The organism is Streptomyces hesseae (assembly GCF_031845785.1).
Lineage (GTDB): Bacteria > Actinomycetota > Actinomycetes > Streptomycetales > Streptomycetaceae > Streptomyces > Streptomyces hesseae.
The window spans coordinates 51,523-74,182 of the sequence record NZ_JAVRFI010000031.1 but is presented as its reverse complement, the minus strand read 5'-3'; the positions used below and the strand labels follow the sequence as shown (position 1 = coordinate 74,182).

Annotated in this window: 20 protein-coding genes and 1 riboswitch; of the genes, 6 read left to right on the top strand and 14 right to left on the bottom strand. The window is 74.5% G+C overall.

The features are described from left to right. The first annotated feature begins 125 nt into the window (after window positions 1-125). The gene (locus tag RM609_RS31160; protein WP_311615452.1) at window positions 126-1,175 is read left to right on the top strand and encodes an MsnO8 family LLM class oxidoreductase; all 1,050 of its coding nucleotides are present in this window, start codon (window positions 126-128) and stop codon (window positions 1,173-1,175) included. Here RM609_RS31160 and RM609_RS31155 read toward each other — a convergent pair. Beyond that, a complete protein-coding gene (locus RM609_RS31155; RefSeq protein WP_311615459.1) occupies window positions 1,123-2,301 on the bottom strand; it encodes a TerD family protein in 1,179 nt (392 codons plus the stop codon). The genes RM609_RS31160 and RM609_RS31155 overlap by 53 nt on opposite strands. 133 nt (window positions 2,302-2,434) lie before the next feature. Here RM609_RS31155 and RM609_RS31150 point away from each other — a divergent pair, with 133 nt between their 5' ends. After that, window positions 2,435-3,616 carry a serine hydrolase domain-containing protein gene (locus RM609_RS31150; RefSeq protein ID WP_311615450.1) on the top strand — a complete coding sequence of 394 codons (1,182 nt, stop codon included), beginning with the start codon at window positions 2,435-2,437 and terminating at the stop codon, window positions 3,614-3,616. Between the two features lie 333 nt (window positions 3,617-3,949). Here RM609_RS31150 and RM609_RS31145 read toward each other — a convergent pair whose 3' ends face one another. Both RM609_RS31145 and RM609_RS31140 read right to left on the bottom strand, forming a co-directional pair. Then, window positions 3,950-4,627 (bottom strand): response regulator transcription factor, encoded by a 678-nt coding sequence (locus RM609_RS31145; RefSeq protein ID WP_311615449.1) that lies wholly within the window; start codon window positions 4,625-4,627, stop codon window positions 3,950-3,952. Beyond that, complete coding sequence (locus tag RM609_RS31140; RefSeq protein ID WP_311615447.1) at window positions 4,624-5,925, bottom strand: sensor histidine kinase; 1,302 nt, start codon at window positions 5,923-5,925, stop codon at window positions 4,624-4,626. The genes RM609_RS31145 and RM609_RS31140 overlap by 4 nt, the downstream gene beginning before the upstream one ends. 84 nt (window positions 5,926-6,009) lie before the next feature. Here RM609_RS31140 and RM609_RS31135 point away from each other — a divergent pair, with 84 nt between their 5' ends. Together RM609_RS31135 and RM609_RS31130 are read left to right on the top strand one after the other, a co-directional pair. Then, a complete protein-coding gene (locus RM609_RS31135; protein WP_311615445.1) occupies window positions 6,010-7,110 on the top strand; it encodes an amidohydrolase family protein in 1,101 nt (366 codons plus the stop codon). A gap of 246 nt (window positions 7,111-7,356) precedes the next feature. After that, a complete protein-coding gene (locus RM609_RS31130) occupies window positions 7,357-8,352 on the top strand; it encodes an SCO1860 family LAETG-anchored protein (RefSeq protein ID WP_311615443.1) in 996 nt (331 codons plus the stop codon). 395 nt (window positions 8,353-8,747) lie between these two features. Here the strand turns inward: RM609_RS31130 and cobC are convergent, their stop codons facing one another. From cobC to RM609_RS31075, 11 genes are all read right to left on the bottom strand, one after another. Further along, window positions 8,748-9,959 carry an Rv2231c family histidinol phosphate aminotransferase CobC gene (gene cobC / locus RM609_RS31125; protein ID WP_311615441.1) on the bottom strand — a complete coding sequence of 404 codons (1,212 nt, stop codon included), beginning with the start codon at window positions 9,957-9,959 and terminating at the stop codon, window positions 8,748-8,750. Between the two features lie 4 nt (window positions 9,960-9,963). Beyond that, window positions 9,964-10,350, bottom strand: coding sequence for a cobalamin biosynthesis protein (locus RM609_RS31120; protein WP_311615439.1), 387 nt, complete (start codon window positions 10,348-10,350; stop codon window positions 9,964-9,966). Further along, window positions 10,347-11,765: a cobyrinic acid a,c-diamide synthase CobB gene (locus RM609_RS31115; RefSeq protein ID WP_311615438.1), complete on the bottom strand. Its 1,419-nt coding sequence runs from the start codon at window positions 11,763-11,765 to the stop codon at window positions 10,347-10,349. The genes RM609_RS31120 and RM609_RS31115 overlap by 4 nt, the downstream gene beginning before the upstream one ends. Continuing rightward, window positions 11,762-12,361: a cob(I)yrinic acid a,c-diamide adenosyltransferase gene (gene cobO, locus RM609_RS31110; RefSeq protein ID WP_311615436.1), complete on the bottom strand. Its 600-nt coding sequence runs from the start codon at window positions 12,359-12,361 to the stop codon at window positions 11,762-11,764. The genes RM609_RS31115 and cobO overlap by 4 nt, the downstream gene beginning before the upstream one ends. Then, window positions 12,361-14,496 (bottom strand): putative cobaltochelatase, encoded by a 2,136-nt coding sequence (locus RM609_RS31105; RefSeq protein WP_311615434.1) that lies wholly within the window; start codon window positions 14,494-14,496, stop codon window positions 12,361-12,363. Before RM609_RS31105 ends, cobO begins: the two co-directional genes overlap by 1 nt. A 106-nt stretch (window positions 14,497-14,602) precedes the next feature. Then, complete coding sequence (locus tag RM609_RS31100) at window positions 14,603-16,138, bottom strand: cobyric acid synthase (protein ID WP_311615432.1); 1,536 nt, start codon at window positions 16,136-16,138, stop codon at window positions 14,603-14,605. A gap of 8 nt (window positions 16,139-16,146) precedes the next feature. After that, the gene (locus tag RM609_RS31095; RefSeq protein WP_438828580.1) at window positions 16,147-17,139 is read right to left on the bottom strand and encodes a cobalamin biosynthesis protein; all 993 of its coding nucleotides are present in this window, start codon (window positions 17,137-17,139) and stop codon (window positions 16,147-16,149) included. A 57-nt stretch (window positions 17,140-17,196) separates the two neighbouring features. Next, window positions 17,197-17,317: riboswitch (cobalamin riboswitch) on the bottom strand. A gap of 81 nt (window positions 17,318-17,398) precedes the next feature. Beyond that, window positions 17,399-18,049: a hypothetical protein gene (locus RM609_RS31090; protein ID WP_311615430.1), complete on the bottom strand. Its 651-nt coding sequence runs from the start codon at window positions 18,047-18,049 to the stop codon at window positions 17,399-17,401. After that, entirely contained in the window at window positions 18,046-18,897 is an 852-nt protein-coding gene (locus RM609_RS31085; protein ID WP_311615428.1) for an ATP-binding cassette domain-containing protein, read from the bottom strand. Before RM609_RS31085 ends, RM609_RS31090 begins: the two co-directional genes overlap by 4 nt. A 164-nt stretch (window positions 18,898-19,061) precedes the next feature. Further along, window positions 19,062-19,310: a hypothetical protein gene (locus RM609_RS31080; protein ID WP_311615426.1), complete on the bottom strand. Its 249-nt coding sequence runs from the start codon at window positions 19,308-19,310 to the stop codon at window positions 19,062-19,064. A 26-nt stretch (window positions 19,311-19,336) separates the two neighbouring features. Next, window positions 19,337-20,599, bottom strand: a complete 1,263-nt coding sequence (locus RM609_RS31075; RefSeq protein WP_311615424.1) for an inorganic phosphate transporter — start codon at window positions 20,597-20,599, stop codon at window positions 19,337-19,339. Window positions 20,600-20,710: 111 nt separating this feature from the next. On the opposite strand from RM609_RS31075, the gene RM609_RS31070 reads away from it, so the two are divergent. Then, on the top strand, window positions 20,711-21,385 hold the full coding sequence (locus tag RM609_RS31070; RefSeq protein ID WP_311615422.1) for a class II aldolase/adducin family protein: 675 nt from the start codon (window positions 20,711-20,713) through the stop codon (window positions 21,383-21,385). Window positions 21,386-21,427: 42 nt separating this feature from the next. Beyond that, a complete protein-coding gene (locus RM609_RS31065) occupies window positions 21,428-22,579 on the top strand; it encodes an alpha/beta hydrolase (protein WP_311615420.1) in 1,152 nt (383 codons plus the stop codon). Window positions 22,580-22,660 lie beyond the last annotated feature (81 nt).

Genomic DNA, 22,660 nt, shown 5'->3' with positions numbered 1-22,660 from the left:
TTACGGGGCTGACCTCTTCGCGGTGCCTGCCACTTCGGTGAAGGGTGCCCCGCACTTGGCTCCAGCGGCGAAGAGCTCTTTACGCCCCTACCAGGGCCCATCCACCCCACCGCGTTGACCCATACGTGACGTTCAAGCTCTCCGTACTCGACCGTTCCCGCACCCGCCGGCACGAGGAGCCCGGTGAGGCGCTGCGGAACACCGTGGCCTTCGCCCAGCAGGTCGAGGCACTCGGCTACCACCGCTTCTGGGTCTCGGAACACCACGGCGTCCCCGGCGTCGCCGGCTCCGCCCCCACCGTCCTCTCCGCAGCCGTCGCCGCCGCGACCACCCGCATCCGCGTCGGCACCGGCGGCGTGATGCTCCCCAACCACCGCCCCTTGGTGGTCGCCGAGCAGTTCGGGGTGCTCGCCTCCCTCTTCCCCGGCCGGATCGACATGGGCCTCGGCCGCTCGGTCGGCTTCACGGACGGCATCCGGCGGGCCCTGGGCACGGAGAAGGACGCGATGGACGGCTTCGCGGACCGGCTGGCGGAACTGGCCGGCTGGTTCACGGGCGAGCCCACCCCGCACCCCGGCGTGCACGCGCTCCCCGCCGAGGGCCTGCGCCCGCCGCTGTTCGTGCTCGCCAACGACGCGGGAGCGGAAACGGCCGCCCACGCCGGAGCCGCACTGGTCATCGGAGGCCTCAACGGCAAGGAGGCGATAACGGCCGCCATAGACCGCTACAGGGCGGGCTTCACGCCGTCCCCGTGGTGGCACGAGCCCTACGTGGTGGTCGCCGGCAACGTGGCCGTGGCCGAGACCCGCGAGGCGGCCCGGCGCCTGCTCGTCCCCGAGGCGTGGGCCCTCGCCCACTCACGGACGCACGGCGTGTTCCCGCCCCTGCGCCCCGCCGAGGAGATCGAGGGGACGCTGGTTCCGTCGATGACGGAACGGGAGCGCGGGTTCTACGAGTCAGCGCTGCGCGGCCACGTCCACGGCACCGAGGACGACGTGGCGACAGCGCTCGACTCCCTAGTGGCCCGCACCGGGGCCGACGAGGTGCTGGTCACGACCAGTACGTACGACAGGGACGCGCTGCACGACTCCTACCGGCGGCTGGCCACGGCGACGGCGGCGGCTACAGCGCCTGCGCCGCCGGCTTCACCAGATCCCGCACCGTCTTGGACTTGACGAAGTCGCCCAGGGCCGTCATCTCCCACTCGCCCGAGAACTGGCGGATGAACTTGCACATCAGGACGCCCGTCTGGGGCTCGGAGCCGGTGAGGTCGAAGCGGACGAGCTCCTCGCCGGTCTGGGCGTCCAGCAGACGGCAGTACGCCTTGGCGACCTCGGTGAACTTCTGGCCGTTGAAGGAGCTGACGGTGAAGACGAGGCCCGTCACCTCGGGCGGCAGGCCGCCCATGTGCACGGTGATGGTCTCGTCGTCGCCGGAGCCCTCGCCGGTGAGGTTGTCGCCGGAGTGCTGGATGACGCCGTTGAGGATCTGGAGCCGGCCGAAGTAGCAGGCGTCGATCATGTTGCGGTCGGGGCCGTAGGCGATGACCGAGGCGTCGAGGTCGATGGCCCGGCTGTTCCAGGCGGGCTCCCAGCCGAGGCCCATCTTGACCGAACGGGTGAGCGGCTGACCGCCCTTGACCAGGGAGACCGTCTCGTTCTTCCGGAGGCTCACCCGGCCCTTGTCCAGGTTGATCTTCCCGGGGACCGCGGGCGGGGCGGCCGGGACCGGCGGCGCGACGGGGGCGGCCACCGGCGCGGGCGCGGCCACCGGCGCCGGCACAGGCGCGGGCGCAGCCACAGGCGCGGGCTCGTCCACGCTCACCCCGAAGTCCGTGGCGATGCCCGCCAGACCGTTGGCGTATCCCTGACCGACCGCGCGGAGCTTCCACGCGCCGTTGCGCCGGTAGAGCTCCACGACCACCAGTGCCGTCTCCGTGTTCAGCCGGGGCGGGGTGAACGTGGCGATGACCGAGCCGTCGTCGGCGCCGCGCACGGTCGCCGTCGGCTCGGTGCCCGCGAAGGTGGCGCCCTGGGCGTCCGGGCTCGCGGTGACCACGATCTTGTCGATGCCGGCGGGGACGGCCGACGTGTCGACGATGATCGCGTCGGGCGTGGTGCCGGAGGCGGCGCGGTGCGTCACACCGGGGGCGCCGGGCTGGTTGTAGAAGACGAAGTCGTCGTCGGAGCGCACCTTGCCGTCGGCGGTGAGCAGCAGGCCCGAAACGTCGAGCCGCACGGGGGCGGTGACGTCCACCGTCACACGGGCGACGGAGAGCGGGATGTTCGAGCCGGGTGTCATAGCGGTCATGTACCAGGTAACGAGCTGCGGACCTTTACGGTTCCATGACCCGGGGGTCGAATCGGGCCGGGAATATTCGAACGCGGCCGGAAGCTGTGCAACCCGTCATTCGACTTTGATCATGGGGGAGCACATGTCGGACAACGGCTTGGACAACGGCAACGCACACGTCGCGCAGGGCACCGTCGCCGAGGGCTTCGAGCCCGTGCGCGAGGCGTTCGAGGCCACGCTGGCCGAGGAGCGCGCCGGGCACTCGGCGCAGCTGGCGGCGTATGTGAACGGCAAGCAGGTCGTGGACCTGTGGGGCGGGCCGGAGATCACGGGGGACTCGCTCACCGGCGTGTTCTCGTCCAGCAAGGGCGCGGCGCACCTCGTCGTGGCCCTGCTGGTCCAGGACGGCACGCTGGACCTGGACGAGGAAGTGCGCCACTACTGGCCGGAGTTCGGTTCGGCGGGCAAGGAGCACGTCACCCTGCGCGACCTGCTGGCCCACCGCGCGGGCCTGATGGGCGCCGACGGCGGGTTCACCCCGGAGGAGCTGGCCGACGACCGGCTGATCGCCGAGCGGCTGGCGGGCCAGCGCCCGTACTGGCGCCCGGGCACGGCCTTCGGCTACCACGCGTTCGTGATCGGCGCTCTGACCGGCGAGGTCGTCCGCCGCGTCACCGGGCAGACGCTTCAGGAGGTGTACGAGGACCGGATCCGCGCCCCGTACGGCCTGGACTTCTACCTGGGCCTGCCCGAGGAGCAGGAGCACCGCTGGCTCTCCACCCAGCCGATGGACCCCACGCCCGAGCAGCAGCGGGAGCTGGCCCTGGGCGCCGCCGGGCCCGAGAGCTTCCGGGGCATAGCCTTCAACATCAACCACCCGAAGCACCCGACGAACCTCGAATCCCTGCCCAACTCCCGCGAGGTGCGTGCCGGCGGTCAGGCCTCCGCCGGCGGTGTGGCCTCCGCCCGGGGACTGGCCCGGATGTACGCGGCCGCGATCAGTGAGGTCGACGGGAAGGCGCCGCTGCTCACCGCCGAGACGGCCGCTCGTGTCGCGGAGGTCCACTCCTTCGGGCCCGACCTGGCCCTCGGCGGTATTACCCACGCCTTCGGCCTGGGCTTCGCCGTCACGGGAGTGGACTACCCCTTCCTCGGCGCCCGTTCCTTCGGCCACAGCGGCGCCGCGGGCTCGCAGGCCTTCGCCGACCCGAGCGCCGGCCTGGCCTTCGGCTACAACCGCCGCCGGTTCGCCTTCCCGGGCGGCGCGGCCCCGGAGGCGGCCACCCTGGCCAAGGTGGTCCACGACTGCGCCGTCCGCGCCTGACGGTCGGTGGTGGGTCGGGGGCGGGGTGGGGTGGACGGGCCCTTACGGGGCTGACCTCTTCGCGGTGCCTGCCACTTCGGTGAAGGGTGCCCGGAATTTGGCTCCAGCGGCGAAGAGCTCTTTACGCCCCTACCAGGGCCCATCCACCCCACCCCGCCCCCTCACGTCACTACCCGGGGGGCCGGGGCCGCCCCTCAACGCCCGCCCCCCTACCCGGGCAATCCGTGCCGGGCAATCGGGCGGGCGGGTGGGCGAAACCCGCGCCGAAGGCGCGGGAAACCCCCCACCGGCGGGCGCCGGAAAGTCGGCGGAACCCCGCGCGGGAGGCGCCCCTCACCGGGGGCTGACGAACCCGCACTCGTACGCGGCGATGACCGCCTGCGTGCGGTCCCGTACTCCCAGCTTGGCGAGTACGCCCGCCACGTGGGTCTTGATCGTGGCGGGGCCCAGCGTCATCCGGGTGGCGATCTCGGCGTTCGACAGGCCGGTCGCCAGCAGGCGCAGGACCTCCGCCTCCCGTTCCGACAGCTGTTCCCGCAGTGCCGCCGCCCTGTCGTCGCTCCTGGGGGCGGCGTGGGCGGCGGCCAGGGCGCGTACGGCGGCGGGGAAGAGCAGTGAGTCGCTCCGGGCCACCAGCTTCACGGCCTGGACGAGTTCGTCGGCGCCCGCGCGCTTGAGGAGGAAGCCCGACGCCCCGGCGCGCAGCGCGTCGTAGACGTAGGCGTCGTTCTCGAAGGTGGTCACGACGACGACGCGCGGCGGGTCGTCCATGCCGGCCAGGATCCGCTCGGTGGCGCGGATGCCGTCGACCTCGGGCATCCGGACGTCCATCAGCACGACGTCGGGCCGCAGCGCGCGCACCACGGACACCGCCTCGGCGCCCGTGGTCGCCTCGCCGACGACCTCCACGCCCGGCTCGGCGCCCAGAATGGCCCGCAGGGCGGTGCGGACGAGGTGCTCGTCGTCCGCGAGGACGACACGTATCGGGCCGGCCGGTTCGGTCGCGGTCATCGGGCCTCGCTCCGCAGCGGCAGCCGGGCCGACAGGCGCCATACGCCGTCGTGTTCGCCGGACTCGCTCGTGCCGCGCAGCAGCCGGGCGCGCTCGGCGATGCCGGTGAGGCCGCGGCCGCCGCCGGGGCGGGGGACGCCGGCCCGGGCGCCGGGCTTCACGGGGTTCTCCATCAGTATCTCCAGGGTGTCGTCGTGCACGGCGACGCGCAGCCGCACGGGCAACCCGCCCGCGTGCCGCAGGGCGTTGCCGAGACCTTCCTGCACGATCCGGTAGGCCTCGCGGGAGGGCACCGGGGGGATCTTCTCCAGGCCGCCGGACGGCAGGACGCACTCGACCGTGCCGCCCGCCGCGCGGGTACGTTCCAGCAGGCCGCCGACGTCGGCCAGGGTGGGCGCCGGGGCGGTGGGGGAGGAGCCGTCCTCGCGCAGCAGCCCCAGCACGGCGTCGAGTTCGCCGACCGCATCGCGCGCGGCCTCCTCGATCGCGGCCAGGGCCTGCCGGGCGAACTCGGGGTCGTGGTCCAGGACCCGGCGCGCGGCGCTCGCCTGGAGGCTCACCGCGCTCAGCGCGTGCCCGACCGAGTCGTGCAGCTCGCGCGCCAGCCGGTTGCGCAGGGCCAGCCGGTGCGCGTGCTCCTCGGCCGCCACGAGCCGGTCCGCCGCCGTGGGACCCAGCAGGACGGGCGCCCAGCGCGCCAGCAGCGAGCCCGCCGCCCAGGAGGTGCCGGCGACCAGCGCCAGCAGCGCGCATCCGGCCACGGGCGCGAGCAGCACGCCCGGCCCGGTGAAGACGCGCAGCCAGGCGACCTCGGCGAGCTTGCCCGGCCCCTCCAGGAACGGCAGGGCGATCAGGTACAGCGCCGCCGGCGGCGTGGCCAGCGACATCCCGCTCACGACGGCCCCCGCCGCCAGGTGCAGCGCGCACCACGCGGCCGTCCGGCCCCGGGCGGCCCACGACCGGCCCGGCTCCAGGGCCAGCGCCTCCCCGGGCACCCCGCACAGCACCCGGGCCGCCTCGCCCTCGAAGGGCCGGACGAGCGGATGCAGCGCCGTGACGGCCACCGGGCCGAGCGCGAGGAACAGCACGCCGAACTGCCGGACGAGGGAGGAGGAGAAGAGGATGTTGCCGTCCGGCCGGAACAGCGACACCAGCGTGTTCGTCAGCAAATAGAACGGCATCGACAGGGCGCCGCCGAGCAGCAGGTGCACCCAGCGCAGCCGGGCTTGCCGGCCCAGTGCCGCACTCATCGGGCGCCGGAGCGCGGCCGTCACCATCACCCGCACAGCGTAGATCACTTGTGTCCGGCGGCTCCGGCGGAAGGGCCGGGCGGAGCTGCCGGTGACCGGCCGCGAGTGACGGCGGACTCGTACAGTTCCTGCATGGACAACGGCGCGGTGTTGCACATCAAGGGACGGATACTCGTCGGACCGGACCCGCTGGAGGGGGTGCGCGACGAGTTGTGGGTGGTGGGCGGGCGGATCACCTTCGACCGGCCGGCCGGGGCGCGGGACGTCACCACCATCGAGGGCTGGGTGCTCCCCGGCCTGGTGGACGCCCACTGCCACGTGGGACTCGACGCGCATGGCGCGGTCGACGACGCGACCACCGAGAAGCAGGCGCTGACCGAGCGTCACGCGGGCGCGCTGCTGCTGCGCGACGCCGGATCCCCCTCCGACACCCGCTGGATCGACGAGCGCGAGGACCTGCCGCGCATCATCCGCGCGGGCCGGCACATCGCCCGCACCCGTCGTTACATCCGCAACTACGCGCATGAGATCGAGCCCGAGGACCTGGTGGCCTATGTGGCGCGCGAGGCACGGCGCGGGGACGGCTGGGTGAAGCTGGTGGGCGACTGGATCGACCGCGAGACGGGCGACCTGGGGGCCTGCTGGCCGCGCGGCGCGGTCGAGGCCGCCATCGCCGAGGCCCACCGGCTGGGCGCCCGGGTCACGGCCCACTGCTTCGCCGAGGAGACCCTCGCCCCGCTCGTGGAGGCGGGCATCGACTGCGTCGAACACGCCACGGGGCTGACCGAGGAGACGATCCCGCTCTTCGCCGAGCGCGGCGTGGCTATCGTGCCGACGCTGGTCAACATCGCCACCTTCCCCCGGCTCGCGGAGGGCGGCGAGGGCAAGTTCCCGCGCTGGGCGGACCACATGCGCCGGCTGCACGCGCGCCGCTACGCCACCGTGGGCGCCGCCTACGACGCGGGAATCCCCGTCTACGTGGGTACCGACGCGGGAGGATCGCTGCCGCACGGCCTGGTCGGCCAGGAGGTCGAGGAACTGGTCAAGGCGGGCATCCCGGCGTCGGCCGCGCTGTCGGCGGCCACGTGGGGAGCCCGGGAGTGGCTGGGGCGGCCGGGCCTGGAGGAGGGCGCCCCGGCGGACCTCGTCGTCTACGATGCGGATCCGCGCGCGGACGTACGGGTGCTCGGCGCGCCGAGCAGGGTGGTGCTGCGGGGGCGCGTGGTGGCCTGAGCCGGGGGGCTGCTGGCCTGCGGGCCGAGCCCGTGGGCCGAGTGGGTGAGCTGAGTGTGCCGCGCGGGCACTCCTGCGACAGTTGGCTCGAATACGAGCACGAAACCCACCCTTTGGAGTGAACTGGCGGTAGAGCGCCGCCTGTTCACCCTCCGGGCATCGAACATTGCGGGGTCAAGCCGTCGGCGCGCGATGTCCCCCATTGGCGCGTCGGCGGCTCCTTTCTTCCGTGGGGGTTCCACACACGTGTTCAGCACCACCAGCTCTTCCTTCGGCATGCCCGCGTACCGGTTCGCGGCCCTGGCCGCGACGGTCACCGCGACCGCGCTCGCCCTGGCCGCCGCGCCCGCGAGCGCCACCGGATCCGGGACCGGCACCGCCACCGGTTCCGGCCGGGCCGACGCGACCGTCCTGCGGACCGGGCTCGACGTCTCCCTGCTCGGCAAGGCCGCGCACGTTCCCGTCGAGGCCGCCCTCAACGACGTCAAGGCGCCCGCCGACGCCTCGAAGACCGCGCTCAGCGTCACCCTCGACGGCATCGAGGGCGGCAAGGCCGTCGCCATCCTGCGCGCCGAAGCCGCCACCGCCCGGGCCACGGCCGACCGCCGGGCCGCCAAGGGCTACGCCAACCTCGCCCACGCCAAGGTGCGCCTCCCCGGCCTCCCCCTGCGCTCGCTCATCGAGATCCAGCAGGTCACCTCCGAGGCCGTCTGCGAGGCGGGCGCGAAGCCGAAGGCCACCGCGAACCTCCTCGGCTCCGTCTCCGTGCTCGGAAAGAAGGTCACGCTCACTCCGAACGGCCCGACCAAGGTGACCGTGCCGGGGGTGGGGGACGTGCGGCTGGACCTGTCGAAGACCGTCACCACCTCCCGTACCGCCGCCGCCACGGCGCTCGACCTCGACGTCTCCGTGGACCCGCTGGCACTGGGCGTGGCCAAGGTGGTGGGCAAGGTGACGCTGGTACGGGCCTCCTGCGAGTCCCCGGCGGACCGGCCCTCCGACCCGGTGAAGCCCGGTGACGGACCGGGCACGCCCGCGAAGAACGGCACCGGCACGGAGGCCAAGCAGGCGGCCGCCGAACGGACCGGCCAACCGGCCGGGCAGGGGCAGGACCTCGCCGAGACCGGCGGCGGCTCCGCCACCCCGTACTTCGCGGCCGCGGCCGGGCTGCTGGTCGTCGGGGGAGGGGGCGCGCTCATCGCCGCACGGCGCCGCAAGGAGAACGGACGCGAGGGGAGCTGAGCGGAGGGCCGTCCGGCCGGGTGGCTGGGCGACCGGGCGACCGGGAGGCCCGGAGGCCGGATGGCCGGGCACCGGGCGGTGAGGGCTGAGGCCGGGAACCGGGGCGCGGGGGCCGATGCCGTGGCCGGGGCCCGAGGCCGAGTCGGGGCTGCGCGAGGCGGACGGCCAGGTGGCGAGGTCCGAGGCCGGGACCTGGACCTGGACCTGGACCGGGGCACGAGAGCTGATGTCGTGACCGGGGCGCGAGGCCGAGGGGGCCTGTGCGAGGCGGGTGACCGAGGCCGGTGCTGAGGTCGGTGCTGAGGCTGGCTCGGGACCGGGGCCGGTGCTGAGGTCGGCCCGGGACCGGGGTCAGGGACCGGGACCGGGGCCAGGGACCGGGCCCGGCGGGGCGCTCAGCGCGCCGCCGGTGCCTCGGCCAGGTCGGGGCCGGGGCCGGTGGCGGCCCCGGCGTCCGCAGCCGGGCCGTCGGCGGCCTTGCCGCGGACGGCCCCGCCGGGTCCGTCGGCCCCGGTGGCGCGGCCGCCCAGGTCGTCGAGGGCGGTCCGCAGGGCGGTGGCGAAGCGGTCGGACGTCGCGCGGTCCCGGACCGCGAGGCGGAGGTAGTCCGGCCCCAGCCCCGGGAACGTGTCGCCCCGGCGCACCGCGAAGCCGAGGCCGCGCAGCCGGGACCGCACCGCCGCCGCCCCCGGCAGCCGGACGAGGACGAACGGCCCGGCCGCCGGGCCCTGCACGGTCAGCTCCGGGAACTCCGCGAGCCGGGCCAGCAGATGGGCCCGGTCGGCGGCGGTCACATGCGCCGCGAGCGAGGACTCGGCCACCGCGCGCGGCGCGCTGCACGCCTCCGCCGCCACCAGCGCCGGCGACGACACCGGCCACAGCGGCTGGGCCCGTTCCAGCGTGGCCACGGTGTCGGGCGCGGCGAGCACGTAGCCGACGCGCAGCCCCGCCAGGCCCCAGGTCTTGGTGAGGCTGCGCAGTACGACGAGCCCCGGCAGGTCCGTACGGGAAGCCAGCGATTCCCGCTCGCCGGGCACCGCGTCCATGAAGGCCTCGTCCACCACGAGGATCCGGCCCGGCCGCGCCAGCCGGGCCAGGGCCGAGGCCGGGTGGAGGACCGAGGTGGGGTTGGTGGGATTGCCGACGACCACCAGATCCGCGTCCCCGGGCACCGCGCGCGGGTCGAGCCGGAACCCGTCCTCCGGGTCCAGCACCACCCGCTCCACCGCGTGCCCGGCGTCCCGCAGGGCCGCCTCCGGCTCGGTGAACTGCGGGTGCACCACAACGGCCCGGCGCACCGGCAGGGCCCGCGCCAGCAGTACGAACGCCTCCGCCGCCCCCGCCGTCAGCAGCACCCGCTCCTCCGGCAGCCCGTGCCGCGCGGCGACGGCCCGCCGGGCCGCCCGCCCGTCCGGGTACGCCGCGAGCGTGCCCAGCGACTCCGCTATCCGCTCCCGCAGCCACTCCGGGGGCGTCCCGGACCGCACATTGACGGCGAGGTCGGTCAACTCGGCGCCCATGCCGCGCACTTCCACGTCCCCGTGGTGCCGGAGGTCGGGCTCGGGGGACGACGCGTGAGGCGTGCGCGCGGATTGCGATATGTGCATGAAATCAGACGGTACAGGCGATCGCGCACGTTGCTCGCGCGGACTTCCGCTTCCCGACGAGGAGGACACCGCCGGACCCGGCCGACAGCAGCGCGGCGGCCTCCGCGACACCGGGCGCGCCCGTCGCCCTGCGGGCCGCTTCGGAGGGGTGGGGCACCGGCTGGGCGGCGAGCGCGTCGGCGCCGTACGCGGTCAGCGGCACGCCCAGGCGGAGGGCCGCCGCCCGCAGCCCGGGCTCGTCCGCCTTGACATCGACGGTCGCGAGGGCGGCGATCGCGTCGGCGTCGGCGCCCGCCTCCGCGAGGGCCCGCTCGATGAGGCCCATCACCTCATCGGGGGACACGCCGCGGCGGGCGCCGACGCCGACGTGGAGGGGCGTCACCTTCGTCACCCCGTGATGCCCGCGATGCCCGCTCCCGCGACGAGGCGGGAGGCCATGCCGGGGGCGCCCGCCCAGTGGGTGTGGAGGTAGGAGGCGTGCACGCCTCCCTGTACGAAGCCCTCCACCTGGCGGCGGGGGTGCGTGATCCCCCACGCGGGGGCGGTGCCCGCCGCCGGTTCGATCACCGTGCGGTGGAACTCATGGCCCCGGACGCGGGTGCCTGCGGCGGCGAGCGGATTGTCCGTGAGCGCGACGGCCTCGCGATAGCCGAGTGTGAGGCGCTCCGACATGCGGGCGTCGGCGTCGAGGACGCCGCACATGGGTTTGCCGTCGAGGGTGCGGGCCAGGTAGAGGAGGCCTGCGCACTCGGCGGCGATCGGGGCCCCCGAGCGGGCCAGGGCTGCCACGGCCGCGCGGAGCGGCTCGTTCGCGGAGAGTTCCGCCGCGTACATTTCGGGGAAGCCGCCGCCGATGACCAGACCGCTGGTGCGGTCCGGGAGGGCCTCGTCGCGGAGGGGGTCGAAGGTCACGACCTCCGCGCCGGCGGCGGTGAGCAGCTCCGTGTGCTCGGCGTACGTGAAGGTGAACGCCGGACCGCCGGCGACGGCGATCACGGGGGCACCGTTCGGGTGCGGCCCGGTGGTCGCGTTGTGCCCACCCGTTCCGCCCTGCGGAACGCCTGCCCACAACATGGGCGACGGCCCCCACGGCTCGTCCGTCAGCGGCGGGGCGCTGTGTGCCAGGGCCAGGAGGGCCTCCAGGTCGCAGCCCTGCCGGACCTGCTCCGCCTGCGCGGCCACCGATTCCAGCGCCTCCGCGCGCCGTTCCGCCACCGGGATCAGCCCGAGGTGGCGGCTCGGCGTGGTCACCGTACGGACGCGCCGCACCGCGCCCAGCACCGCCACGCCCGATTCCTCCAGCGCCTCCCGCAGTAGCTCCTCGTGGCGGTCCGAGCCGACCTTGTTGAGGATGACGCCCGCGACCCGTACCTCCGGGTCCCAGGAGGCGAAGCCGTGCACCAGGGCCGCCACGGACCGCGACTGCGACGACGCGTCGACGACGAGCACCACCGGTGCCCGCAGGAGCTTCGCCACATGGGCCGTCGAGGCCAGCTCGCCCTGTCCGCTGGCGCCGTCGTAGAGGCCCATGACGCCCTCGACCACCGCGAGGTCGCAGCCCGCCGCCCCGTGGAGGAACAGCGGGGCCACGCGCTCCGGGCCGCACATGTAGGCGTCGAGGTTGCGGCCCGGTCGGCCGGTGGCGAGCGCGTGGTAGCCCGGGTCGATGTAGTCAGGTCCCACCTTGTGGGGGGAGACCGCGAGCCCCGCGTCGGCGAAGGCCCGCATCAGCCCGGTGGCCACGGTGGTCTTGCCGCTGCCGGAGGCCGGCGCGGCGATGACCAGGCGGGGGACGTGCGTACTCACCACTCGATGCCCCGCTGGCCCTTCTGGCCCTCGTCCATCGGGTGCTTGACCTTGGACATGTCCGTCACCAGATCCGCGAAGTCCAGCAGCTTCTCCGGCGCGTTGCGGCCGGTGATGACGACGTGCTGGGTGCCGGGGCGGTCCCGCAGCACCTCGATGACCTCGTCGGTGTCGATCCAGCCCCAGTGCATCGGGTACGCGAACTCGTCCAGCACGTACAGCTTGTACGACTCGGCCGCCAGGTCGCGCTTGACCTGCTCCCAGCCCTCGCGCGCCTTCTCCTCGTTGCTGAGTTCGGAGTCGCGCTGGATCCAGGACCAGCCCTCGCCCATCTTGTGCCAGTCGACCGTGCCGCCCTCGCCGGAGGCGCCCAGCACCCGCAGCGCGTTCTCCTCGCCGACCTTCCACTTCGCGGACTTCACGAACTGGAACACCCCGATCGGCCAGCCCTGGTTCCAGGCGCGCAGCGCCAGCCCGAAGGCCGCCGTCGACTTGCCCTTGCCGATGCCGGTGTGGACGAGGACCAGCGGCCGGTTGCGGCGCTGGCGTGTGGTGAGCCCGTCGTCGGGTACGACGGTCGGCTGTCCCTTGGGCATTACGCGGCCCTCCGTGAGTCGGTGTTCCGTACGGTGCGTACCAGCGCGGAGACATTCTCCGCGCGCAGATCGTCGAGCGTCACCACCGGCCCGCCGAGCGCCCGGCCCAGCTCGCCCGCCAGGCCGAGCCGCACCGGCCCGGCCTCGCAGTCCACGACCACCGACGCGACGCCGGAGCCCGCGAACAGCCCGGCCGCGCGCGCGGCCCGCGCCAGCGGCTCCACGCCGCCCGTCGCCCGCCCGTCGGTCACGACGACCAGCAGCGGACGGCGCGAAGGGTCGCGCATGCGCTCCACGCGCAGCACCTCGTGCGCCTGGAGCAGGCCCGCCGCCAGCGGCGTCCGGCCGCCCGTCGGCAGCTTCTCCAGCCGGGCCGCGCCCGCCTCCACGGACGACGTCGGCGGCAGCGCCACCTCCGCGCCGCTGCCCCGGAACGTCACCATCCCGATCTTGTCGCGGCGCTGGTAGGCGTCCATCAGCAGGGAGAGCACCGCGCCCTTGACCGCGCTCATCCGCTTGCGGGCCGCCATGGAACCGGAGGCGTCCACGACGAACAGCACCAGGTTCCCCTCGCGCCCCTCGCGCACGGCCTCGCGCAGGTCGTCGCGCCGGACGACCAGCCCGGGACCGCTGCGGCCCCGCACCCGCTGGTGCGGGGCGGCGGCCTGGACGGTCGCGGCGAGGTGCAGCTTCGACAGCGCGCCCCCGCGCGGCCGGCGCGCCCCCGTCGTCCGTCCGTGCGCCGTCAGCGCGCGCGAGCGGCGCCCGTCGGCACCCTCCCCGAGGCCGGGGACGGTGAACCGCCGGGTCCGGAACGGCTCCGCCGCCGCCACGGCGGGGGCCTCGGGAGCCTCCCCGCCACCAGGGGACGACGCCTCCTGCGGGGCGGGCTCGCGCCCGGGCTCCGGCCGCTGCGGCGGTACGTCCGTGGTGGCGGCCGGTGCGTCGCCGGCGTCCTGCGGGGGCTGCCCACCGCCGTCGGGGCCACCGTCCGGGCCGTTGTCCGGTCCGTTGCCCGGGCCGCCGCCGGGGTCTTCCGGGCCCTCGGGGCCGTCACCGTCCGGATCCGGACCATCCGGCTCAGGCTCGGGCTCGGGCTCCGGCTCCTCGTCCTCGAACCCGGCGAGGATCTCGTCCAGCCGGTTCTCGTCCAGACCGGGCGCGTCGAACGGGTTCCGGCGGCGCCGGTGCGGCAGTGCCAGCAGCGCCGCCTGCCGTACGTCCGCCGTCGTCACATCCGTACGCCCCGCCCAGGCGGCCAGCGCGGCGGAGGTGCGCGCTGTCACGATGTCCGCGCGCATGCCGTCGACCTCGAACCCGGCGCACACCGCCGCGATCCGGCGCAGCGCGCCGTCCCCGAGCCGTACGCCCGGCAGCAGGGCCCGCGCGGCGGCGATGCGCTCGCGCAGCGTGTCCTCCTCCGGCGCCCACTTGGCGGCGAAGGCCGCCGGGTCCTCGTCGAAGGCGAGGCGCCGGCGCACGACCTCGACGCGCTCCTCGGTCTCGCGGGAGGCGGCGACCTCGACGGTCAGCCCGAAGCGGTCCAGGAGCTGCGGGCGCAGCTCGCCCTCCTCGGGGTTCATGGTGCCCACGAGGAGGAAGCGGGAGGCGTGGCGTACGGAGACGCCCTCGCGCTCGACGGAGGAGACACCGGTCGCCGCCGCGTCCAGCAGGCTGTCCACGAGGTGATCGCCCAGCAGGTTGACCTCGTCGACGTAGAGCACGCCCCGGTGCGCGGCGGCCAGCAGGCCGGGTTCGAACGCCTTGACGCCCTCGCCCAGCGCCCGCTCGATGTCGAGCGAGCCGACGAGGCGGTCCTCGGACGCGCCGACGGGCAGCTCGACCATCCGGGCGGGACGGGCGGCGCGGTCACCGGCGCCGTCGCCGCCGGCGTGCGGCCCGTCGGGGCAGCGCGGATCCGGGGCCGCCGGGTCGCAGGAGAACCGGCAGCCCGCGACGGTCACGACCTCGGGCAGCAGCGCGGCCAGGGCCCGGACGGTGGTGGTCTTCGCGGTCCCCTTCTCGCCGCGCACGAGGACACCGCCGATCGACGGCGAGATCGCGTTGAGCAGGAGGCCCAGCCGCATGTCGTCCATGCCGACGATCGCGGTGAAGGGGTAGGTGGACGAGGACATCAGCGATTACCTCCCTGGTGGGGACGGCTCAGTGGGTTGTGGGCAGTCGTTCCACATGGCGGAACGGGTGGGCACAACCCACCGGCGGCCCGCACCCGAACGGAACTCACGGCGCCCCGGGCGGTATGAACGACAGCCCGCCCGGCACCCCGTCCTCGATCAAGCGCAACAGCGCATCCGTGTCCGCGTGCTCCTCGATCAGATCGCCCAGCCGGTCGAGCTGTTCTTCCCGCAGCGCGGCGAACGACGTGTCCGGAGCCGGTACGAACGCCCGTCCCGCCGCGCGGGCGACCTCGCGCAGGAACGCCCGGCGGAACCCGTCGCTCTCCAGCGACCCGTGCCAGTGCGTACCCCACACCGCGCCCACCCGGCAGCCGTCGAGGAAGGATTCGTCCCCGCCCAGCACCTTGGCCACGCCGTGATGGATCTCGTACCCCTCGACGTGCTCGCCCAGGGCCTCGCCGACCGGCCGGGCCAGGGTCTTCCCGACCGCGAACCGCACGCGCACCGGCAGCAGGCCCAGGCCCTCGACCGTGCCGGCCTTCGACTCGACCTCGTCGTCGATCCGCTCGCCCAGCAGCTGGAAGCCGCCGCAGATGCCCAGCACCGGGCGGCCCTCCGCCGCCCGCCGTACGAGCGCGTCGGCGAGCCCGCGTTCGCGCAGCCACGCGAGCGCGCGAACCGTGCCGCGCGTGCCCGGAACGACGACGAGGTCGGCGTCGGCGAGCTCCTCGGGGCGGTCGACGAACCGTACGACGACGCCCGGTTCGGCGGCCAGCGCGTCGACGTCCGTGAAGTTCGACATCAGCGGCACCGCGCACACGGCGACCCGCAGGACGTCCGCGCCGTGCGGCGGGGCGACCACGGACTCGCGGACCGCGCCCCGCAGGGACACGCGCAGGCCGTCCTCCTCGTCGATGCCCAGGCCGTGGGCGAACGGCAGCACGCCGAACGTCCGCCGGCCCGTCAGGTCGCGCAGCATCTCCAGCCCCGGTTCCAGCAGGCTCACGTCGCCCCGGAACTTGTTGACCACGTAACCCGCTATCAGCTCCTGGTCCTCGCGGGAGAGCAGCGCTGTCGTACCGAAGAAGGAGGCGAAGACACCGCCCCGGTCGATGTCGCCGACCACGACCACGGGCAGCCGCGCGGCGCGGGCGATGCCCATGTTGACGATGTCGGAGCGGCGCAGATTGATCTCGGCGGGGCTGCCGGCCCCCTCGCAGATCACGGCGTCGTGGGTGCGCCGCAGCTCGGCCAGGCACTCCGTCACCGTGCCGAACAGCTGCTCCTGGCGGCCCTGGTGGTAGCCGCGGGCGCTGAGCTCGCCCACCGCCTTGCCCATGAGGACGACCTGGCTGCTGCGGTCGCTTCCGGGCTTGAGCAGCACCGGGTTCATGAGGGCGCTCGGCTCGACGCGGGCGGCGGCGGCCTGCATGGCCTGCGCGCGCCCTATCTCCGCGCCGTCGCGCGTCACGAAGGAGTTGAGGGACATGTTCTGCGCCTTGAACGGCGCGACCTTGACGCCCTTGCGGACCAGCCAGCGGCAGATGCCGGCCGTGACCACGCTCTTGCCCGCGTCCGAGGTGGTCCCGGCCACCAGCAGGCCCCCGCCCGGCGGGCGCCCGCTCCTGTCGGCTGTCACCGAGACTGTCACCGGTTCCTCCCCGCCTTCCTGAACAGGCTGCCCACCGTACGGGCCGTCAGCGCCGTCCCCAGGGCCAGCAGTGACACCCGGCGCGAGAGCCGGACCGCGCGTTCGATGTCGGCCGTCCGCACCGGGCGGTTCTCCCCGCCCAGCACGGGGCGGTGCTCGACGCGCCCGGCGTAGGCGAGGGTGCCGCCCAGGCGTACGCCCAGGGCCCCGGCGAAGGCGGCCTCGACCGGCCCGGCGTTGGGGCTGGGGTGCCGGGCGGCGTCGCGCCGGGCCACGCGCAGGGCGCCGCGCGGGTCGGGCCCGGCGAGGACCGTGAGCGCGGCGGTCAGCCGGGCGCCCGGCCAGCCGACGACGTCGTCGAGCCGGGCCGACGCCCAGCCGAACCGCCGGAGCCTGGGCGACTTGTGACCCACCATGGCGTCCAGGGTGTTGACCGCCCGGAAGCCCACGAGCCCGGGCACCCCGGCCAGCGCTCCCCAGACGAGGGCGCCCACGACGGCGTCGGAGGTGTTCTCGGCGACGGACTCCACCACGGCCCGGGCGATCTGCTGCGCGTCCAGCGCCTGCGGGTCGCGTCCGCACAGGTGCGGCAGCCGCTCCCGGGCGACCTCCAGGTCCCCGGCGGCCAGCGCACCGCCGATGGCCCGGGCCTCCCGGCCCAGGGACGTGCCGCCCAGGACGGACCAGGTGACGGCGGCGGTCAGCGCGATCTCGGCAGCGGGGTGACGTCGCGCGGCACGGGTCAGCAGCCCGGCCCCGGCGACCGCGCCACCGGCGCAGACCAGGGTGTGGAGGGTGCCGTAGCCCCGGTGGTCGCGCCACAGCCGCCGTTCGACGGCCTGCGCGGCCCGCCCGAACGCGGCCACGGGATGCCCGCGGCGGGGGTCCCCGAGGAGCAGGTCGCAGGCGAAGCCCAGGGCGGTGCCGTACACGAAGGGGCCGTACATGAAGGGGCCGTGCGCGAGGGAAAAGCGGTCGCGGCCGGGCATGGCGAAGCGGTGTCCTCACTCAGGGTCCGCGCCCTGGCTCGACGTGACGGCGACCAGAGTCTCCTGGCTCCCCGGATCCGCGCCGCCCCCGGCCTTCCGGCTCGCGCCGTGGCCATCGGTTGGGGGGACACTCCCCGGTGACAGTGGCGGGACCGCGCCGGATTCGCACCGGCTTCCTCTGCTGTCGCCGTTTGGCTCGGGAAGTCCACCACGGGGCGGGAAGGGGCGTCAACTCGCCCTGACCTGCGCTCCCGCCGCTCTACTGGCGGCGTCGCGCCATCCACGAAGCCAGCGACACCGTGACCCCCAGCATGATCGAGGACCAGGCCGCCAGGAGCAGGAGCTCGCCGGCGGGTGGGCGCGGTGGCGCCGAGCTCAGCAGACGGATCGTCTGGTTGACGGGAGTGACCAGGCGGCCGACCAAGGCGATCAGGCTCAGCACGAGCGCCGTGGCGAAGGCGTAGCCCTGTCGTTCGATCAGGGGGCGGGCACAGCAGGTACCCAGGGCGACGGCGGTGAGAGCGCAGATCAGGTGGGCCATGAGACCGGTGGCCAGGTCGGCGGGTGTGTGGAGGCGACCGCTGGAGACCATGGGCCAGATCAGGGCGGCGCCGCCGAGAGCGAGCACACCGGCCAGGGAGGCACAGGTCTTGCCGAGCATGACCCGTAGGCGGCCACCGGCGTTGATCAGGGTGACGGTGGCCTGGAGCGGGTCCTCGGTGTTGTGAAGGCTGAGGGTGAGCCACACGCCGACCGGCAACAGCGCGGCGGCGGAGGCCCCGTAACCCGGCAGGACCGAGCCCTGGACGGCGTACAGGACCGCCAGGAATCCGAGGTAGGCCACCAGCTGGGGCAGGAACCGCTGGGACCGGAGGTAGTCCGCCAGGGCGTAGCGGGCGATCGTCGTCATCGGTGACCACCGGCACCCGGGCGGACCTCGAAAACGCTGTGCCCTTGTCTCAGGACCTCCGCGAGGACCGCGTCGGACCGGTCGGCGCCGACCTCAAGGCATATGCGCCGCCGCTCATTCTCGCCCACGGACCGGACGCCCGGCAGAGCGCGCAGCGCCTCCATCACGCGCGACCGGTCCTCCACCATCGGCACGCCCAGCGTGATCGCGAAACCCTCGGGCGCCGCCTCACCCATGGCTTCCTCGGTGAGGCGGCCCCGGTGCAGCCGGTGGACCGCGTCCGCGCTCGCGGCGACGGTGCCCGGCCGGTGCTCGGTGAGCAGAACGACCACTCCCGCGGCACGCCACTCCGCGAGGCAGTCCACGAGGACTTGATGGGTACGGGCGTCGAGGCCGGACCACGGTTCGTCGAGGATCAGCAGCCGGGGGCCGCCGAGCATGGCCTGGGCGAGAGCGACTTTCTGGGCGTTTCCTTTGGACAGCGTGCTGATGGGGGCGTCGACGTCCCCCTCGATGCCCAGCCGGTCCAGCAGTTCACCGCCGCGACGGGCGGCGTCCGCGGTCCGGAGTCCTTGGACGCGCCCCATGTGCAGGAGGTACGAGCGTGCGCTGAGCCGCATGTTCGCCGGGAGCCGCTCGGGCACATAGCCGATCCTGTCCGGGCGCCCGCGAACGGAGCCGGAGCTGGGCCTCCTCAGCCCGGCGGCCACCTTGAGCAGGGTGGACTTGCCCGACCCGTTCCCGCCGACCACCGCGGTGACGGTCCCGGAAGCCAGATCGAGGGTGATGTCATCCAGTACGCGCGGCCCTCCGCGTGTGTACCGGACGCTGACCGACTCCAAACGCACCTTTCAGAACCCCCGTCGAACGCCGTCACAACCGTGCATGCAAGAGGTACTGAACGCGCGATCGGCGGTCCGGGTTCCCCGCGTTGACGGCGGAGGGGCGGGACCGAAGCTCTTCGGTCCCGCCCCTCCGCCGGCATACGCGGTGTCGCGTCAGGTGACGAGCGTCAGGCGACGATCAGATAGATCCCGTACCCCACCGCCGCCGCGCACAGCGCGAAGCACGCGTACGCGCCGGTGCGGGCCAGCGCGGTGCTGCCGCCCGCGTCGGCCGCGGAAGTCGCGGACGTCGCGCCCGCGGCCTCCGGCTTGCGGGACGTGCCGACGATGCCGAGCGTGAAGACGCCCACGAGGCCGACGGTGACCACGAGGCTCACGCCGAAGACCTGGCCGAGAGCTGCCCAGTCGATGTGCATGGTGGTTCTTCCTCCGTTGCCCGGCGTCAGCCGGTCGTCGCCGCGGCGGGGGCGGCCGGGGTGGCGGGTGCCGTGGTGACCTGGGCGGCCGGGGCCGGGGTCAGGGTGCCGGCGGGCGGCGGGGCGACGGCCTGAAGGGCGGCCGTGACCACACCGACGGGCTCCTCGGGGAGGCCCTGCGGCGTGTTGAGCTCGTTGACGGTCTCGTGGGTGACCGGCTTGCGGCGCGAGGCCGCCCAGATGGCGCCGGAGACCCCGAGGCCGAGGACGGCGACGGCGGCGACGCCCCAGTCGCCCTGGTCGGCCAGGAGCGCGGCGCCGGCGGCGACGAGGCCCGCGGCCGGGAGGGTCAGGCCCCACGCGGCGACCATGCGGCCGGCCGTCGACCAACGCACCACGCCGCCCTTGCGGCCCAGGCCGGCGCCCATGATCGAGCCGGAGCAGACCTGGGTGGTGGAGAGCGCGAAGCCGATGTGCGAGGAGGCGAGGATCACGGTCGCGGCACCGGTCTGGGCGGCGAAGCCCTGCGCCGGCTTGATGTCGGCGAGACCCTTGCCGAGCGTCTGGATGATGCGCCAGCCGCCCAGGTACGTACCGAGCGCGATGGCCAGGCCCGCGGAGACGATGACCCACAGCGGCGGGTCGGAGTGCGGGGCGACGACGCCGCCGGCGACCAGGGCCAGGGTGATGACACCCATGGTCTTCTGGGCGTCGTTGGTGCCGTGGGCGAGGGAGACCAGGGCGGCCGAGGCGATCTGGCCCGCGCGGTAGCCCTTCGCGGTGTCCGCCTCGTCGCGGCCCTTGGCCAGGCGGAAGGTCAGGCGGGTGGCGACCCAGGCGGCGATGCCCGCCACGATCGGGGCGGCGACCGCGGGGATGAGGACCTTCATGACGACCTTGTCGGCGTTGACCGCGTCGAAGCCGACGGACGCGACGGTGGCGCCGATCAGACCGCCGAAGAGGGCGTGCGAGGAGCTGGAGGGCAGCCCCGCCAGCCACGTGAGGAGATTCCAGACGATCGCGCCGACCAGCCCGGCGAAGATCACCTCTGGTCTGATGCCGGCACTCTCATCGATGATGCCTCCGGAGATCGTCTTCGCGACCTCGACGGACAGGAACGCCCCGACCAGGTTGAGCACGGCCGACATGGCCACTGCGGTCTTGGGCTTGAGCGCTCCGGTCGAGATGGTGGTGGCCATGGCGTTGGCCGTGTCGTGGAAGCCGTTCGTAAAGTCGAACACCAAGGCCGTGACGATCACGATCCCGATGAGAAGCGTGATGTTTTCCATTCACCCAGGCAATCAGTTCGATGGTCAGTACGCGGCGACCGTAGGGACTCCGGGTGAACGGAAGGTGAACTGGCTCGGGATCCCCGATGACACCGACCGGAGGCGAAGATCATGAAGACCGGAGAACGGACCCCCGACGCACCCGACGACATAGGCCGGACCTGGGCCGATGTCGTGGCCACGGCCCGCAGGAGCACCGCTGACCAACTGGTCGTCGGCACCTCGGGGAACGTCTCCGCAAGGGTCGGTGACGTGGTCCTTGTCACGCCCAGCGGGGTGCCCTACGACCGGCTCGGCCCCGGCGACGCCGTCGGCGTCGACCTGTCCGGCCGCCAGGTGCTGGGCGAGCTCGCCCCCACCAGCGAACTGCCCATGCACCTCGCCGTCTACCGCGCCACCGACGCCGCCGCGATCGTCCACACCCACGCCACGCACGCCACCGCCGTCTCCACGCTCGTCGACGAGGTGCCGCTTATCCACTACATGGCGGCCGCCCTCGGCGGACCCGTCCGCGTCGCCCCCTACGCCCTCTACGGCAGCGACGAGCTGGCCGCCCACACCCTCCGGGCCCTCGACGGCCGCACCGGCTGCCTGCTCCGCAACCACGGCACCCTCACCCACGGCGCCACCCTGGAGGCGGCCTACGACCGCACCGCCCAGCTGGAGTGGATGTGCCGGGTCTGGCTCACCGCCTCGTCCGTCCCCGGCCGCACCCCCGCCCTGCTGAGCCCCGACCGGCTGGCCGAGGTCGCCGCCAAGTACCGGGGCTACGGACAGCCCGGCTGAGCCGAGTCGCCCGGCGGCCCGCGCGGGACCAGACTGGAGGTGATGGGCCTGAAAGGAGTGGCGGCCGTCGCCGCCACCACGCTGATCGGTGCCGGGGCCGCCGTCGTGGCGGCCGGACGGTACGCCGGCGACGCCGCCCTCAGGACCCTGCCCGGCCATCCGCCGCCGGGCGAGCACCGGCTCACCGTGCACGACATCACCACCGGCAGCGGCACCACCCCCGGCACGATCACGCTCACCCGCGCCCCGGCCACGCTGCGCCCCGGCGTCTACGGGCTGGCCGGCCGGGGCCTCCACGCCGTCGTCGGGGACGTCGTCGCCGACGTCTCGCACCCCCACGACTGCGTGGTCCGGCGCCTGGAGCGCGTCACCCACGGCGCCCCGGCCCCCGGCGACCGGGTCTGGCTCACCCCGCAGACGTACCGGGGCAACCCGCGCGACGCCCTCGGCCTCGACCACGCCGATGTGGAGGTGCCCGGCGAGCTGGGCCCGCTGCCCGCCTGGTTCGTGCCCGGCGCCCGCGACACCTGGGTGCTCGCCGTGCACGGCCTGGGCACCACCCGGGAGCACACCCTGACCGTCCTGCCGTTCCTCCACCGGCAGCGCCTCCCCGTCCTCGCCCTCTCCTACCGGGGCGACCCCGGCGCACCCCGCCCGGCGCATGGAATCAGCCACTTCGGCGCCCGGGAGTGGCGGGATCTGGACGCGGCCGTCCGCTACGCCGTCCGCAACGGCGCCCGCCGCGTCGTCCTGTACGGCTGGTCCACGGGCGCGACGATGGCACTGCTCACCGCCCTGCGGGACACCGGCTCCGCGCTGAGCGACCGCGTCGCGGGCGTCGTCCTGGACGCGCCGCTCCTCGACTGGCCCGCCGCGCTGGGCGCCCTGGCCGCCCACCGGCTCCCGGCCGCGCTCATTCCGCTTGCGGTCCGGGCGACGGAGGGACGCACCGGTCTGGCCCCCGAGGGCCTGCTGGCCGCCGCCGACCCCACCCTCCTGGACGTCCCCGCTCTCGTCGTGCACGGCACCGACGACCCCGTCGCCCCCCTCCTCCATTCCCGTGAACTCGCCGCCCGGCGACCGGAACTGATCACGCTGCGAACCGTTCGGGGGGCGGGCCACGCGGCCTCCTGGAACCTCGATCCCACGGGCTATGAGGAGGCCCTGCGACGCTTCCTGATCCCCCTGATGTAGGGCGTGAACAGGGCGCTCGCGCCCCGCACACACCCCCCGCGTGACGTCCCACCACGGGTCCCCGGCGGCTGGATAGTTGAT